Genomic DNA, 14,133 nt, shown 5'->3' on the forward strand with positions numbered 1-14,133 from the left:
AACGACATGTACATTATCACAAACGGGACCATAGTGCTGGAAGATTCGTTATTGGAGAATGCAGCGCTTCTGATCGAAGGCGACACCATTAAAAAAATCATGTCTAAGCATGAAGTGGAGCAGTACGGATCGGAATACAACGTGCTGGATGCGGATGGCGGGCTGATTGCGCCGGGCTTCGTGGATATCCATTCCGATTACATCGAGACTGTCGTATCGCCGCGGCCGACCGCGATGATGGATTTCAACATCGGTCTGCGCGAAAGCGAGCGCATCCTGATTACGCACGGCATCACGACGATGTTCCACTCGCTTTCCCTCTACAAGGAACAGGACTTCGGGGTGAAGGCGATCCGCCAACCCCAGCACGCGAACCGGCTGATTGAAGCCATCAATGCCACCCATACCAGCGACCACATGATCCGCCACCGCGTCCATGCCCGTTTCGAAATCGACAATGTCGAGATGGTGGAACAGGTCAAGGAGCATATCCGCAACGGCAAAATCCATCTGATTTCCTTCATGGACCACACGCCCGGGCAAGGGCAGTACCGCAACCTGGAAATCTACAAAAAGACGATAGCCGGCTATTCGGAATTGACAGATGCGGAGGCGGCAGCTGTGATCGTCAAACGCCAAAGCAAGGAGAAAATCACTTTCGAACAGATTGCGGAAATGGCCGAAGTAGCTCTGGAATACGGTTTGGCTGTCGCTTCACATGATGATGATTCCATCGAAAAGCTGGAGTTGGTCAAACGGCTCGGCACGACCATCAGCGAATTTCCGATCACATCGGAAGTGGCGGATGCCGCCCACGATGCCGGCCTGTGGACGATCGCCGGCGCGCCGAACATCCTCTTGGGAGGTTCGCATACCGGCAATCTGAGCGCTGCCCAAGGGATCCAGGAAGGCAACATCTCGATCCTCTGCAGCGACTATTATCCGGCAGCCTTGATCCATGCCATCTATATCATGCATCGTGAGCATGGCATCAGCTTGGCGCGGATGTTCCGCATGCTGACGATCAATCCCGCCAGAGCCGTGAAGATGGACCACGAAATCGGCTCGATCGAGGAAGGCAAGAAAGCCGATCTGCTGCTGATCAAAACGAAGGACAACTATCCGGCCATCACCTCCGTCATGATCGACGGGAAAATCGTCTACAGAACGGAGTATCGCCGATGATCATCAATGAGAAAAGGCTGACGGAAGATCCGACGATCGCTCCCACAGCCAGCTTGACGAATGTCAATTTCGAAAGATATTGCGAAATCGGCCCGCATAATTTCATCGAAAACAGTCATTTCGGGGATTATTCCTATACCGGTCAGTTCTGTTTCGTGCAGAATACCCAAATTGGGAAGTTCGCCAACATCGCGGCAGCCGTTAGGATCGGTCCGACCGATCATCCCTACGAACGCGCTTCGTTGCACCATTTCACTTACCGTCCGCAGATGTACGGTTTCGCCGAAGAGGAGGATACGGCCTTCTTCGACCACCGCCTCAGCCGCATCACAACGATCGGGCACGACACGTGGATCGGCCATGGTGCCATCATCATGCCGGAAGTGACTGTCGGAAACGGCGCCATCATAGGCTCCGGTGCTGTCGTGACGAAGGATATCCCGCCTTATGCGATCGCAGTCGGAGTGCCGGCCCGGATCGTGAAGTACCGTTTCGAGCCGGACACCATCGCCGCTTTGGAGGAAATGCAGTGGTGGGATTGGGAACCGGAGTTGCTCAAGGAACGGTTGGAGGATTTCCGCGGACCGATTGAAAACTTTATCGAGAAATACCAAAAAAAGCCGGCTTGTGCGGAAGAAGGAGGTACCCATGGATAAATTGATTGAACTGCAGGGACTGCAGAAAGCTTTCACGACCCATCACCTGAACCAGACGATGACGGCAGTCGCAGATATTTCCTTCGGCCTGGAGAAAGGCAAGTTCCTCGGCATCGTCGGCAAAAGCGGCAGCGGCAAGTCCACTATCATCAAGTGCATTTATCGGACGTACTTGCCCCAGGATGGACAGATCTACTACGATTCGGAAGCATTCGGGAAAATCGACCTCGTGACCGCCTCGGAAAGGCAAATCATCCATCTGCGCAAAAATGAAATCGGTTATGTATCGCAATTTCTGAGCGTGATGCCGCGCACGACAACATTGGAACTGGTTGAACAGAGCCTGCTGGAGACCGGTGTGGACGAAAAAACCGCCACACTGCGCGCAAAAGAGGCGTTGCGCCATTTCGACATCGCGGAAGCCTTGTGGGACAGCTATCCGAATACCTTCTCCGGAGGCGAAAAGCTGCGCTTGAACATCGCCCGTGCGACTGTCAAAAATCCGCGCTTGCTGTTGTTGGATGAACCAACAGCAAGCCTGGACAACGAATCCAAGCAGAAAGTCCGCGAAGTCATCCAAAAGCTGAAGGCAGGCGGCACGACGCTGTTGGGCATTTTCCATGATCTTGAATTCATGGAAGGCCTTTGCGATTATACCTACCAGATGCAGGAAAGACGAATGGAGGCGAACTAGATGAGAGCAGATCTGCATGTACACAGCGATTATTCGGATGGCTATGACAGCATCGAGACGATTCTCGCTCAGGCAAAAAAGAACGGCATCGAGATGATCAGCTTCGTCGATCACGATACGACTGACACATACCCAAAGGCGAAAAAAGTCGCCGAAGCACTCGGCATTATTGTCATTCCCGGTATCGAAATCTCCGCCTATGATTTCAAAAGAAACCGCAAAGTGCATATCCTCGGCTACGGCTACAACTCTCCAGCAATCCACATTATCGATCTTTGCGGGGAATTGCTGAAGCGGCGCGATGACCATTCCTGGATCCAAGTGGAAACCCTGATCGACCAAGGATACACAATCCGGACCAGCAAGTTGAAAAAATCAAAAGGGGAGCAGCCGACCCTCTACAAACAGCACATCATGGAATCCATGACCGATGCACCTTACAGTTCGGCCGAATACAAGACGCTTTACCGCGCGCTCTTCAAAGGGGACGGCATCTGCGCAAACGACATCGAATACATCGACGCGAACCTGGCCGTGAAAGCGATCAAAGCGGATGGCGGCCTGCCTGTGCTGGCGCATCCCGGCCAATTGGACTCCTTTGACATCATCCCTGAACTGATCAAAAATGGGTTGGCCGGACTTGAAATCAACCACCCGGATCATTCGGAAGAGGACCAATTGCGGATCAAAGCACTGGCCGAACAATACGGCCTGTTCCTGACCGGGGGCTCTGACTACCACGGCAACTATTGGATCCCATTGGAAGTGGGGCACACGTTGGCGCCCGATGATGCACTGCATCCCCTTGTTTGGAAACATTAACAGTTTATTAACACAGATTTACATTTGTTTAACCGATAATTTATATCCATATGTTAATTTTAATCTTGTAGGAAAAATAAAAAATCGTTCTGGAGGCTATCATGAAAAACGTATTATCGAAGATCGCACTGCTCTCAATGAGCGCTTTGGCACTTGCTGCATGCGGAACCAGCGGGTCAGCAACAGAAGACTCTTCAACAGGAACCGAATCCACTGCACCCGAAACGACAGGCGAATACACGGACACGATCACGATCGTATGGTACCCGAATGAATCAGGCAATGATATGGAAGCCTCGCGTGAAGCAATCGGCAGCTACATCGAAGAAGCGACAGGTAAAAAAGTCGAGCATCAACTGACGACTGACTATGCCATCGCCATCGAAGCAATCGCAAATGGACAAGCCAATCTGGCCTTCATGGGTGCGCAAGGATATGTCGAAGCCCACGACAAGAACGAAAACGTTATCCCATTGGTGGTGCCATCAGGAGAATCCGGCACGTTGGAAGATGCCATCTACTACAGCTGGATCAACGTCAAAAAAGGCAATGAAGAAGCCTACAGCGACGGCAACGGCGGATACTCATTGGATAACATCCAAGGCAAACGCTTCTCATTCGTTTCCAACTCATCCACTTCCGGTTTCGTAGTGCCGACTTCCGGCATAATCGCGGCTTTCCCTGATGAAGAACTGTCGCAAGAAGCCTTGATGGAGGGCGGAGAAGATAAATTCTTCAGCGAAGTCCTGTTCGGCGGATCGCACCAAGGATCTGCAGTCAACTTGTTGACTGACCGTGCGGACCTGGCGGCTTTCTGTGACACTGCTTTGATCAACTATGTGGAACCGGTCGAAGGCGAAAAGAACGCAGTCGGAACGACATACGCGGTCAAGGAAGACGCAGCTGATCCGTTCACCGGCCTGGCTGGACAAGAATTCGTTTCAATCGCGGTGACACCAGTATTGAACGCGCCGATGGTCATCAACAACGACGTTACTTCTCCTGAAGACCAAGCAGCTTTGGAAGCAATCTTCACGAGCGAAGAAATGAACAACGACCCATCGATTTGGAAAGATCCGGAATCGGAAGAATCTGCTCTGTTCGAAAAAGATGGCGAATCCCAATTCGTGACGGCGGTAGACGCTTGGTTTGACCCGATCCGCGCATTGTCCGAAAACTGAGTCACTGACTAAGGAAACATAAAGGAGAGAAATAGAATGCCATTGCTGGAAATGACCCATGTATCGAAAGAATACACAAAGGGCACAAAAGCATTGTCGGACATTCATTTTTCGGTCGAAGAAGGGGAGTTCATTTCAATCATCGGAAAGTCCGGTGCAGGGAAATCGACTCTCCTTCGCTGTATCAATCGCATGATTGATCCGTCCGAAGGAGTGGTAATGTTCGATGGTGTGGATACCGAAAAACTGAACACGAAAGAGTTGCGCGGACTGAGAAGGCAGATCGGCATGATCTTTCAACACTACAATTTGGTCAACCGCTTGAGCGTGCTGGACAACACTTGCCACGGCCGCCTCGGCTACACGAGCACACTCAGAGGGGTGTTCGGAGCTTTCACGAACGAGGACAAAACGCATGCGGTCACGATCCTTGAACAACTCGGCTTGAAAGAGCAGATCCACCAGCGCTGCGACCAATTGTCAGGAGGGCAGAAACAGCGTGTTGGCATCGCCCGGGCGTTGGTGCAGAATCCGAAACTGATCCTTTGCGACGAACCTATCGCTTCCTTGGACCCGAGCTCTTCGCGCATCATCATGGAATATTTGAAGGACATCAACAAAAAGATGGGCATCACCGTCATCTGCAACCTGCACCAAGTCGATGTCGCCATAGCCTATTCGAAACGCATCATCGGCGTGAACGGCGGCCAGATCGTCTTCGACGGCACGCCTGAAGAATTGACGCAGGAAAAGATCCATGAAATCTATGGTTCCGAAGCCGGGGAACTCATCACCGATATTTCGGCCTAGAAGGAGGACAAGATGCAAGTTACAACGAACCCGCTGCACACGCGCGGAATCAGAAGAACACTCGCCTTCCTGGTGCTGCTGCTGTTGGTGGTGGCAGCCTCCGTACTGTTGGAGTTTGAATATGGGGAAGCGCTCGGTGCCTTCCCGGCTGCGACTGTTTGGCTCATCCAAAACTTTTACCCAAATCAAGCCGCTTGGATCAAGCTCCCGGATATCCTGGAGAAGCTGACGGAAACGGTGCTGATGTCGGTAGCGTCGGCCACTGCCGCGAGCCTTTTCGCCTACGTCTTCGCTTTGTTCGGAGCGGAGGCCACCAAAATGAACAACGGACTGGCTTGGGCGTCCAAGCTGTTCGCTTCCTTTTTCCGGAACGTGCCGGATATCGTCTGGTCGATGATTTTCCTGTTCTCCTTCGGGATGAACATCATGACCGGTTTCTTGGCATTGTTTTTCGTGACATTCGGGACTTTGAACCGCGCGTTCATCGAAACCATCGATGAAACTTCTAAGGATTCTGTCGAAGCTTTGACCGCCACCGGTGCTACCCGCTGGCAGATCATCGGCCAGGCGATTTTCCCGAACAGCATCTCGGGTGTCATTTCCTGGATCCTGTACAGCATCGAAAACAACGTCCGCAGCGCCACTTTGATCGGCATGCTGACCGGATCGGGGATCGGCCATATCTTCAATCTTTATTACAAAAACCTGGATTACCATTCCTGCAGCCTGATTGTGCTCTGCATCATGATCGTTGTGCTCGGGCTGGAAGCCATTTCGAACCAAGTAAGGAGGTCCATCTTATGAGCGATAACGGTTTGCCATTGGAGGCGCTCCTGAACGAGAAAAAACGCAGAAGCGAATCCAAAGAGCCTCAGCTGTCGAATGGAATCGGCCCAAAAAGCAGCCTGCGCAATGTCTGGTTCGTCCTGACAGGTTTGGCGCTCGTCAGTCTGTACGCCTTCGTCAGTTTCGACTACGGGAACATCGATTGGGGACTTGCGATAAGTGGAACCTTTGCCAACCTGAAGACGATCTTTCTGGAAGCGGAATTGAGCAGCATCAGCCTGACAGATGCCCTGCTGCAGGTGCTCATCACCTTTGCAATCGCCTTTTTGACGACCGTGTTCTCCGCCGTTCTGTCGGTCGTTTTGGGATTGTTGGCTGCACGGAATTTGGGCGGCAAGCGGTCCTCTGCGTTGATCAAAGGGTTTGTCGCACTGATCCGCGCAATCCCTACCGTAATGTGGGTGCTGATCTTTGCCATCGTATCCGGTTTGGGCAGCGTTGCAGCAGTCATCGGCATCTCCTTCCACTCGTTGGGCTACTTGACGAAGATGTTTTCGGAAAGTTTTGAGGAAATGGATGGCGGCGTCATTGAGGCATTGAAAGCTACCGGAGCCAGCTGGTGGGAGATTGTCTTCCAAGGCGTATTGCCGACCACGATCCGTTCGCTGGTGGCTTGGACCTTCATGCGCTTCGAAATCAACTACATCGTGGCTTTGGGCATGGGGGCGGCCGCAGGCGCTGGCGGGATCGGCTTCAACCTGTTTATGGCCGGAAATTTCTACTACAATATGCGGGAAGTCGGGGCTGTCACTTTCCTGATCCTTTTGACATGCTTCTTGCTTGAGGCTGTTTCCGTAAGGATCAAGAGAAGCCTGGCGACGAAATAAGCTTCGGAATGAGGAAAGCAGTGATGAAAAAATATTTGAAATGGTTATTCCCGCTGGCGTTTTTGTGGGTGTTGTTCGGTCTGACGACTGCATCGGGGAAAAGTTACCAATATATCTATGGACCGGGAGAATATGCCGAAGTGATGGGTCAGGATATCGCCTATATTTACTTTGGCCGGGACACGAGCATCGACTGCCGCACCTTCGAGCCACTTTTGGAGAAAGCCATCGCCGAAACGGATGCCATCGTTTACCACTACGACACGGACGAGCATAAAGCCGATGAAGATATTCAGGACATTCTGGATGCTCATGAGGTCGTGACATTGCCGAAATTGGTGAAGCTCGAGAAGGGCGAAATAGTAGACTATGTTGACCACGCGGATTCGCAGGCCGCGATTACGGCACTTTTGGCTGAAGGCGAATAGGGTCCGTATTCTGTTCGGATCAGTCACTTGTGCAGTAAGGAAGACGCTCTTATAGGGCGTCTTTTTGTTTGCAGTGAAAAAGGAATACGGCTATCTCGGGAACATCGGGAACAGCCCTGTATTTGCGCCGTTTCAGCTCCTTTCGGCTGCCATCGTATTGATGGTCGTGCGGATGCGGAAGTGATAAAATAAGCATGAGACAATGGGCTTCAGAAAAGGAGACGTGGAGAAAATGAGCTTTGTGATCGAAATGGTGGAAACGCAGGAACAACCGACTTTAATTTTGAAAACGGTTACTCCGGTAAGTGAGCTTCCGAAAATATTGGGGAAGTCCTTCATGGACATCGTCACGTACATCATGGAATTGGGTGAACAGCCGGTTGGTCCGGCTTTCGTCGGCTATTTCAACATGGATATGGAAAGGCTCGAATTGGAAATCGGTTTTCCGGTATCCAAAGCGCTGCCCGGCAAAGGCGATATCCTAGCCGGAAACATCCCGGCCGGAAAACAGGTCACGTGCATGTACAAAGGTCCGTATAGGGAGATGCCGCCCGCTTATGAGGAAATCCAGAAATGGATCAAGGATAAAGGCTACAAGCCGCTTCGTCCGGTCTATGAACACTATTACAATTCTCCAGAAGAGGTTCCCGAAAGCGAACTACTGACGAAAATCGTATTCCTGGTGGAGTGAGAATCCGCCAATCCCTATTTAAAAAATGAGGCGATAACATGACGGACGTAATAATCAACAAAGAAGTGGAAGCATTTTTTGCCGGGAAACCTGAAGTGAGAGCATTGTTCATGGCTGTAGAAAGGAAAATCCGGGCGATCGGACCAGCCATCATCACGGTGACAAAGACCCAGATTTCTTTTGCCACGCGGACACAATTCGCTTGGGTCTGGATGCCCCAGCCGACGGACAGAAAGCGGCCGTTGCACAGCCTGGTGCTGAGCTTCGGCTGCGGGCGCCAGATTGTGCATGATCAGATTGTCGAAGCCATCGAACCGAACCCCGGCAGATGGACGCACCACGTCATCATCGCGGAGGAAGCGGATCTGACGGCGGTTGTCGATGCTTGGCTGCGGGAAGCGTACCGGTTCTCGGAAACGCGGGGCCGGCAGCCTGGTTCAAAGATATAAGCAACCGCAAGGGGGAAAACATCATGAGTGAGACGCATCTGCACAAAGGACGCCAGACAGTCAAATTGGGTTTGATCAAGGTTGTGCATGAACTCTTTCCGGAGGAGACACTGAAGACATCCTATTCCATCTTGGAAGGGGTCTTCTGCAACCTTTACGGATCGATTCTGTCGACAAGGGAAGTGAAGCAGATCGAATGGAAATTGCGGGAGTGGGTCAAAAAAGACAGCAGCATCGTGTTGCTCCGGAAAGAAGGCGGCTATTACCATTATCAGGTGGGTGATATCATCGTGAAGGCCGTCTATCCGGCTTTTACGGATACCTTCCTCGTGGAACCATTTACCATTCTGCCGTTTTCCTATGGGTTCATCGTGGATTTCGGGGACATCGACAAAGGCAGCGACAGACCACTGATTCCGCCGGTGCAGCTATCTGCTGCGTTCGAAAAGAATCAACGCTGGATGGATAATATCAACATTGAACAGGTTCAAGACGTGAATGACTATATCCGATCCGGCCGCACGATGAAGTTGGTCAGCATCGCCGAAGCTTTGCATGAAAAAGAAATTTCCATCATTGCGGACGCCATCCTGCAGCATCGGCGCGCTTTGCGCCTACTTTTGGTTTCGGGGCCTTCCTCTTCAGGGAAAACCTCCTTCACCCAAAGATTGTCGACGCAGCTGGAAGTGAACGGGCTGAAGCCGATCGCACTGTCGTTGGACCATTATTTCGTGGACAGGGAGCATACGCCTCGGGATGCAGACGGAAAATACGATTTCGACAGTATGGAGGCGTTGGATCTCCCCTTGCTGAAGCAACAAATCGCGCAGCTTATCGCGGGTGAGCGAGTAGCTGTTCCTCAATTCGACTTTGTCACCGGCAAGCGTCTGATTGAATATAAACCGATGCAGGTCGGTCCATCGGAGATCCTTATCATTGAAGGCATCCATGCGCTGAATCCGGAATTGGTCACGAGCATCAACCGCAACCTCATCTATAAAATCTACATCAGTGCACTCGGCGGCCTCAATATAGATCTAATGAGCCGGGTTCCGACTTCGGAAATCCGTCTGCTCCGCCGTTTGGTCAGGGACGACAAATACAGGGGCGTCACCCCGGAAAATACGATCCACCAATGGGACAGCGTGCGCCGCGGCGAGTACCAGAATATCTTCAAGTTCCAGGAAGAGGCCGACGTCATGTTCAATTCCAGCATGATTTACGAAATGAACGCCTTGCGCCCCTTTGCGGAAACGGCTCTGCAGAAGATTCCTGCCGACAGCCCCTATTACGACACGCGCGAACGGTTGTTGAATCTGCTGAGTTTCTTCGAGCCGCTGGACGTATCAAAAGTGCCGTTCAATTCCATTCTGAGGGAATTCATCGGCGGCAGCATTTATTATGATTGAACCGAAAGAGGAAAGGCCGATGGAAATGAATAGGGAAGAAATCATCGCGTGGCTTCTGGAAGGCGATGCAGCGATTCAATATCAGACAAGGCGCAATCTGTTGCACGAAGACCCGGTCGCTTTGTCCGGTTTAAGGGACAAAATTGCGGAGGAAGGTTGGGGCCGCGCTTTTTTGGAACGGCAACAGCCTGACGGACATTGGGGCCGTGCGTTCTATCAACCGAAATGGACGAGCAGTCATTACACCTTACTGGATTTGCGGAATCTGTGCGCACCGGCGACACCGGAAATCGAGAAGGCGTTGGAACTCATCCTTGCTACTGCAATCGGACCGGACGGTGGCGTCAATCCGTCGAAAGACATCAAGCAGAGCGACGTCTGCCTAAATGGCATGTTCCTGAACTACGCCTGCTATTTCGGTACGGAAGAGGAAAAACTCAAGTCAGTTGTCGATTTCATCCTGAGCCAGCAGTTGCCGGACGGTGGCTCCAATTGCCGCCTGAACCGTTCCGGTGCCCGCCACAGTTCGGTGCATTCCACGCTGAGCGTCCTTGAGGGCATCCGGGAATACATCGCTGCCGGTTATGCCTATCGGTTGGATGAGTTGAAGAAGATGGAAAGCGAAGGCCAGGAATTCCTACTGCGGCATAGGCTGTACAAATCCGACCATACCGGCGCAATCATCCACCCAAGCTTTTTGAAACTGGTCTATCCGCCGCGTTGGCGCTACGATATTTTGCGCGCACTCGATTATTTCCAAAATGCTCTTTTCCCATACGATGAAAGGCTACAGGATGCTTTGGACGTTCTGAAGCAGAAACGCTTGCCTGATGGACGCTGGAAAACACAGGCCCATCATCCCGGCGAGGTGCATTTCTTGATGGAACAGGCCGGAAAGCCTAGCCGCTGGAATACGCTCAGATGCCTGCGGGTGTTGGCATATTATGACAGAGATGCATGACGCTTTTAAAAAGCGGAAGCATTTCCGAAATGGAAGGAGAGCAGGTTATGACAGTATCCGGGTTTCCCGATAAGTGGCTCATTTTGCGCAACCCTCAGGAATGGCATGACTGGCTGGCGCAAAACCATGATCAAAAGGACCAGGTTTGGCTGAAGATCAAGAAAGCTCGTGCTGAAGGGACTGGTATTCGGCTCGCGGAAGCGGTCGAAGAGGCGCTCTGTTTCGGCTGGATCGACGGAAAGATGTACAGTCTGGATGAATACAGCTTCATCATCCGCATGACTCCCCGTAGGCCCGGAAGTGTGTGGTCACTGGTCAATCGGCGGCGTGCCGAAGCCTTGGTTGAGGCAGGAAGGATGACTGAAGCCGGTTTGGCGGCGATCCAGGCGGCGAAGGCCAACGGGAAATGGCAAGCGGCCTATTCTTCGAAGGAAGTCCCGGAGCTGCCCGAGGAATTGGAGCAGGCATTCAGGGCTGACCCGGCTGCCTGCAAACATTTCGAAGACTGGCCGACCGGCGAAAAGGCCCACTATCTTTTCTGGATCGCCCAAGCCAAACGTGCGGATACCCGCCAAAACAGGATTACCGAAACATTGGAAAGGGCAAAAGCAAAAAGAGACCATCCCGGTGAAGAGGATAGCCGAGCTTGATGGGCAGACAGTCTACAGCAACTTCTGCGCCAATAGGGAATAGGTTTTGAGCCGCGCCTGTTGGGAATGCGGCATGCTGATGATCATCGCTTCGTCGAATCCGTACTGGTCCTGCAGATTCAGCAATGTTTCACCGGCCTCTTTTGCGGTCCCAAGAATATGCGTTTTGCGGATGTCGTTGATGAGTTGCTTCTCGATTTCCGTCAACGGGTAAGCGGCGGCTTGTTCCGGGGTCATCAGATGGTTGCGCATCATGCCGCGGAAGAGCTGCATTTTGAAGATTGCATACGGCAACTCTTCGTAGAGCGCTTCTTCGCGCGTATCCGCGACGATGGCATGGAAAGCGACGCTGATCTGTTTTTCGGGCATGGCTGCGGACGGAACAAAATGCTGCTTATAGAGATCGAAAATGCTCTTGTCGAGCGTCCCGGTGAAAAACTGCGCGAAGGAATAGCCGACGCCCATTCTACCGGCTTGTACGGCACTATTGCCGCTTGACCCCAACAACCAAGTCTGAGGTATCGTCACAGCGACTGGAGCTGCGGGAGTGTCCCGGTAAAGCGGATCCTGGGGTTTCCGGTCTTCCAACAGATCCAAAATCGTCTGCAGTTTTTCGTAGTGATTATCCAACTGGGGCGTGTTGCCTTGCGCCAATGCGTGCATGGATTGGCGATCGCCTCCGGGGGCACGGCCCACACCCAGATCGATCCGGCCGGGCGCAAAGCCGGACAATGTTTTGAAGACTTCCGCTATTTTCAAAGGGGAGTAGTGCATCATCATGACGCCGCCGGTCCCGACACGGATCCGATCCGTCGCGGCCGCGATGAAGGCGGCGATGATTTCAGGTGCTGCGCTCGCCATCAGTTGGCTGCCGTGATGCTCGGCGAACCAGATGCGTTCGTACCCGAGGTTGTCCCCCAAACGGGCGAGTTCTTTGGCGTTCTGCAGGGACTGCTCGGCAGTGCCTCCTGCGGTGATGTGGACTTGGTCCAAGATACTGAGTTTCATATTTTCCTCCGATTGTTTATTCTGAATAAATTTGTGCAGGCTTTGTACGAAATGCTGATAAGATGACTATAACAAACCCAGTCGGTTGGGACAAAGAATCAGCTTTTAAAATGTAAGCGAAAATAGCGAAAGAAGGGTCGAAAATGAAAGCAATCATAAAAGATGTACTGTCGGGCTTACTTATTTTTGTACTGATTATGGTGTTGGAATTTGCGGTGACGTTGCCGTTCGGGGAGCCTGGCAATGAGAGTGGAGATCTTGCCGTCTATCTGAATCGGGAATTCCTGTTGACCGCAATTCCGGCCGCAATCCTCACTTATACGGCGGCGATGGTCACAAAGGTGCCGACCATCGTCAGCGCCTACCGTAAGAGCATCATTTGGACGGCTGTGGTGTTGGGGTTGTACACGATCATCGCAGTAGGGAACGATAATGTCGGGCCTGTTTTCGGCTCGTACGGCTTCTACATCTTGTTGCTGGGGGTCTTCCTTGGGCCGATCCTGTACGCCAAGTTCAAGAAACTGACTTAACAGAAAAGGAGTGGGAATGTGAGCATCATCCATCATATCGAAATCAATGTCAGCGACTTGGCTGCAAGTAAGGTATTTTGGTCTTGGCTGCTGGAAAAGCTGGGATTCCGCAAATACCAGGAATGGGATCAAGGGTTCAGCTACAGGGAAAACGATACCTACATCGTCTTCGTCCAGACAGCCGACCGCTTCCTGGCCGAATCCTATCACCGCGGCCAGACCGGATTGAACCATATCGCTTTCGCGGCCGATACAAATCATGAGGTGGACGAACTGTACAGGGAACTGCAAAGTCTCGGCATCCCGTTGCTGTATCCCGAAAGGCATCCTTTCGCAGGCGGAAAGGAACACTACGCTGTGTTTTTCGAAGACCCCGATCGGATCAAAGTCGAGGTTGCGGTAAGGTCTCCATTCGGACAGACGAAACACATCCATTAATAGTTAAGATTAAAAAACAGAAAGTGGGAAAGAATATGGAAATCGGCATCATCATCCACTCGTTGACAGGAAATACATTGTCGGTAGCGGAGCGGCTGCAGGAAAGACTGATAGCTGACGGGCATGACGTAGAAATCGAACAGCTCAAGACTATTGGGGAGGAAAACACGAACGAAACCAACAGCGGGAACATCACACTGAAGTCCTATCCGGATCCGCAAGCGCATGATCTCCTGATCATTGCCGGACCGGTTAGAGGAGCTTCGGCTTCCCCTATCCTGAAGCATTATTTTTCGCGGATCGGCCAATTTGAGAATAAGCCGACGCTCCTGTTTGTGACTGAGTTTTTCCCATTCCCTTGGATGGGCGGCAAGAATGCCTTGAAGCAGATGACGGTACTTTGCGCAGAACACGGCGTCGACGTCATCGGCAGCGGCGTTATCAACTGGAAGAATCCGCACCGCGAAAGGCAAATCATAGATTTGCTGCAACAGTTCAGCGAGTTGGCAACGCGGATGGACAAAAAAATAAAATAGGAAGCCGCGCAA

At 52.0% G+C, this 14,133-nt stretch carries 18 protein-coding genes; 17 read left to right on the plus strand and 1 reads right to left on the minus strand.

The features are described from left to right. Positions 1-6: 6 nt before the first annotated feature. The 14 genes from phnM to C7R56_RS05675 all read left to right on the plus strand — a co-directional run bounded on the left by phnM (position 7) and on the right by C7R56_RS05675 (position 11,609). Positions 7-1,185, plus strand: coding sequence for a phosphonate metabolism protein PhnM (gene phnM, locus C7R56_RS05610; RefSeq protein ID WP_107995594.1), 1,179 nt, complete (start codon positions 7-9; stop codon positions 1,183-1,185). Further along, positions 1,182-1,841, plus strand: coding sequence for an LbetaH domain-containing protein (locus C7R56_RS05615; RefSeq protein ID WP_107995595.1), 660 nt, complete (start codon positions 1,182-1,184; stop codon positions 1,839-1,841). Before phnM ends, C7R56_RS05615 begins: the two co-directional genes overlap by 4 nt. After that, positions 1,834-2,535, plus strand: coding sequence for a phosphonate C-P lyase system protein PhnL (phnL, locus tag C7R56_RS05620; RefSeq protein WP_107995596.1), 702 nt, complete (start codon positions 1,834-1,836; stop codon positions 2,533-2,535). Before C7R56_RS05615 ends, phnL begins: the two co-directional genes overlap by 8 nt. Further along, on the plus strand, positions 2,536-3,357 hold the full coding sequence (locus C7R56_RS05625) for a PHP domain-containing protein (protein ID WP_107995597.1): 822 nt from the start codon (positions 2,536-2,538) through the stop codon (positions 3,355-3,357). Between the two features lie 101 nt (positions 3,358-3,458). Continuing rightward, positions 3,459-4,538, plus strand: a complete 1,080-nt coding sequence (locus C7R56_RS05630) for a PhnD/SsuA/transferrin family substrate-binding protein (RefSeq protein WP_234402589.1) — start codon at positions 3,459-3,461, stop codon at positions 4,536-4,538. 36 nt (positions 4,539-4,574) lie between these two features. Next, positions 4,575-5,348 carry a phosphonate ABC transporter ATP-binding protein gene (gene phnC, locus C7R56_RS05635; protein ID WP_107995598.1) on the plus strand — a complete coding sequence of 258 codons (774 nt, stop codon included), beginning with the start codon at positions 4,575-4,577 and terminating at the stop codon, positions 5,346-5,348. Between the two features lie 12 nt (positions 5,349-5,360). Beyond that, positions 5,361-6,152, plus strand: a complete 792-nt coding sequence (locus tag C7R56_RS05640) for a PhnE/PtxC family ABC transporter permease (protein ID WP_107995599.1) — start codon at positions 5,361-5,363, stop codon at positions 6,150-6,152. Next, the gene (locus C7R56_RS05645) at positions 6,149-7,021 is read left to right on the plus strand and encodes a PhnE/PtxC family ABC transporter permease (RefSeq protein ID WP_107995600.1); all 873 of its coding nucleotides are present in this window, start codon (positions 6,149-6,151) and stop codon (positions 7,019-7,021) included. Before C7R56_RS05640 ends, C7R56_RS05645 begins: the two co-directional genes overlap by 4 nt. 23 nt (positions 7,022-7,044) lie before the next feature. Further along, positions 7,045-7,449: a thioredoxin family protein gene (locus tag C7R56_RS05650; RefSeq protein WP_107995601.1), complete on the plus strand. Its 405-nt coding sequence runs from the start codon at positions 7,045-7,047 to the stop codon at positions 7,447-7,449. Positions 7,450-7,681: 232 nt separating this feature from the next. Next, positions 7,682-8,140 carry a GyrI-like domain-containing protein gene (locus C7R56_RS05655; protein ID WP_107995602.1) on the plus strand — a complete coding sequence of 153 codons (459 nt, stop codon included), beginning with the start codon at positions 7,682-7,684 and terminating at the stop codon, positions 8,138-8,140. Positions 8,141-8,178: 38 nt separating this feature from the next. Next, positions 8,179-8,589, plus strand: a complete 411-nt coding sequence (locus C7R56_RS05660; protein ID WP_107995603.1) for a DUF5655 domain-containing protein — start codon at positions 8,179-8,181, stop codon at positions 8,587-8,589. Between the two features lie 23 nt (positions 8,590-8,612). Beyond that, positions 8,613-9,998: a uridine kinase family protein gene (locus C7R56_RS05665; protein ID WP_107995604.1), complete on the plus strand. Its 1,386-nt coding sequence runs from the start codon at positions 8,613-8,615 to the stop codon at positions 9,996-9,998. Positions 9,999-10,017: 19 nt separating this feature from the next. Further along, complete coding sequence (locus C7R56_RS05670) at positions 10,018-10,959, plus strand: hypothetical protein (RefSeq protein WP_199902990.1); 942 nt, start codon at positions 10,018-10,020, stop codon at positions 10,957-10,959. Positions 10,960-11,006: 47 nt separating this feature from the next. Beyond that, positions 11,007-11,609, plus strand: coding sequence for a YdeI/OmpD-associated family protein (locus tag C7R56_RS05675; protein WP_159072170.1), 603 nt, complete (start codon positions 11,007-11,009; stop codon positions 11,607-11,609). Positions 11,610-11,621: 12 nt separating this feature from the next. On the opposite strand, the gene C7R56_RS05680 is transcribed toward C7R56_RS05675, so the two are convergent. Then, a complete protein-coding gene (locus C7R56_RS05680) occupies positions 11,622-12,617 on the minus strand; it encodes an MsnO8 family LLM class oxidoreductase (protein WP_107995606.1) in 996 nt (331 codons plus the stop codon). A 143-nt stretch (positions 12,618-12,760) separates the two neighbouring features. On the opposite strand from C7R56_RS05680, the gene C7R56_RS05685 reads away from it, so the two are divergent. The 3 genes from C7R56_RS05685 to C7R56_RS05695 are packed head-to-tail and all read left to right on the plus strand — an operon-like array spanning position 12,761 to position 14,121. Beyond that, complete coding sequence (locus tag C7R56_RS05685; protein ID WP_107995607.1) at positions 12,761-13,147, plus strand: hypothetical protein; 387 nt, start codon at positions 12,761-12,763, stop codon at positions 13,145-13,147. A 24-nt stretch (positions 13,148-13,171) separates the two neighbouring features. Next, complete coding sequence (locus tag C7R56_RS05690) at positions 13,172-13,585, plus strand: VOC family protein (protein WP_107995780.1); 414 nt, start codon at positions 13,172-13,174, stop codon at positions 13,583-13,585. 35 nt (positions 13,586-13,620) lie between these two features. Continuing rightward, complete coding sequence (locus C7R56_RS05695; RefSeq protein ID WP_107995608.1) at positions 13,621-14,121, plus strand: flavodoxin family protein; 501 nt, start codon at positions 13,621-13,623, stop codon at positions 14,119-14,121. Positions 14,122-14,133 lie beyond the last annotated feature (12 nt).

Source organism: Trichococcus paludicola, assembly GCF_003052295.1.
Lineage (GTDB): Bacteria > Bacillota > Bacilli > Lactobacillales > Aerococcaceae > Trichococcus > Trichococcus paludicola.

Bases quoted from the DNA above. Each gene is read 5' to 3' on its own strand.
- C7R56_RS05660 (WP_107995603.1), top strand. From the start codon at position 8,179: ATGACGGACGTAATAATCAACAAAGAAGTGGAAGCATTTTTTGCCGGG.
- phnC (WP_107995598.1), top strand. From the start codon at position 4,575: ATGCCATTGCTGGAAATGACCCATGTATCGAAAGAATACACAAAGGGC.
- C7R56_RS05640 (WP_107995599.1), top strand. From the start codon at position 5,361: ATGCAAGTTACAACGAACCCGCTGCACACGCGCGGAATCAGAAGAACA.
- C7R56_RS05675 (WP_159072170.1), top strand. From the start codon at position 11,007: ATGACAGTATCCGGGTTTCCCGATAAGTGGCTCATTTTGCGCAACCCT.
- C7R56_RS05650 (WP_107995601.1), top strand. From the start codon at position 7,045: ATGAAAAAATATTTGAAATGGTTATTCCCGCTGGCGTTTTTGTGGGTG.
- phnM (WP_107995594.1), top strand. From the start codon at position 7: ATGTACATTATCACAAACGGGACCATAGTGCTGGAAGATTCGTTATTG.
- C7R56_RS05645 (WP_107995600.1), top strand. From the start codon at position 6,149: ATGAGCGATAACGGTTTGCCATTGGAGGCGCTCCTGAACGAGAAAAAA.
- C7R56_RS05615 (WP_107995595.1), top strand. From the start codon at position 1,182: ATGATCATCAATGAGAAAAGGCTGACGGAAGATCCGACGATCGCTCCC.
- C7R56_RS05665 (WP_107995604.1), top strand. From the start codon at position 8,613: ATGAGTGAGACGCATCTGCACAAAGGACGCCAGACAGTCAAATTGGGT.
- C7R56_RS05625 (WP_107995597.1), top strand. From the start codon at position 2,536: ATGAGAGCAGATCTGCATGTACACAGCGATTATTCGGATGGCTATGAC.
- C7R56_RS05630 (WP_234402589.1), top strand. From the start codon at position 3,459: ATGAAAAACGTATTATCGAAGATCGCACTGCTCTCAATGAGCGCTTTG.
- phnL (WP_107995596.1), top strand. From the start codon at position 1,834: ATGGATAAATTGATTGAACTGCAGGGACTGCAGAAAGCTTTCACGACC.
- C7R56_RS05670 (WP_199902990.1), top strand. From the start codon at position 10,018: ATGGAAATGAATAGGGAAGAAATCATCGCGTGGCTTCTGGAAGGCGAT.
- C7R56_RS05680 (WP_107995606.1), bottom strand. From the start codon at position 12,617: ATGAAACTCAGTATCTTGGACCAAGTCCACATCACCGCAGGAGGCACT.
- C7R56_RS05655 (WP_107995602.1), top strand. From the start codon at position 7,682: ATGAGCTTTGTGATCGAAATGGTGGAAACGCAGGAACAACCGACTTTA.
- C7R56_RS05685 (WP_107995607.1), top strand. From the start codon at position 12,761: ATGAAAGCAATCATAAAAGATGTACTGTCGGGCTTACTTATTTTTGTA.
- C7R56_RS05695 (WP_107995608.1), top strand. From the start codon at position 13,621: ATGGAAATCGGCATCATCATCCACTCGTTGACAGGAAATACATTGTCG.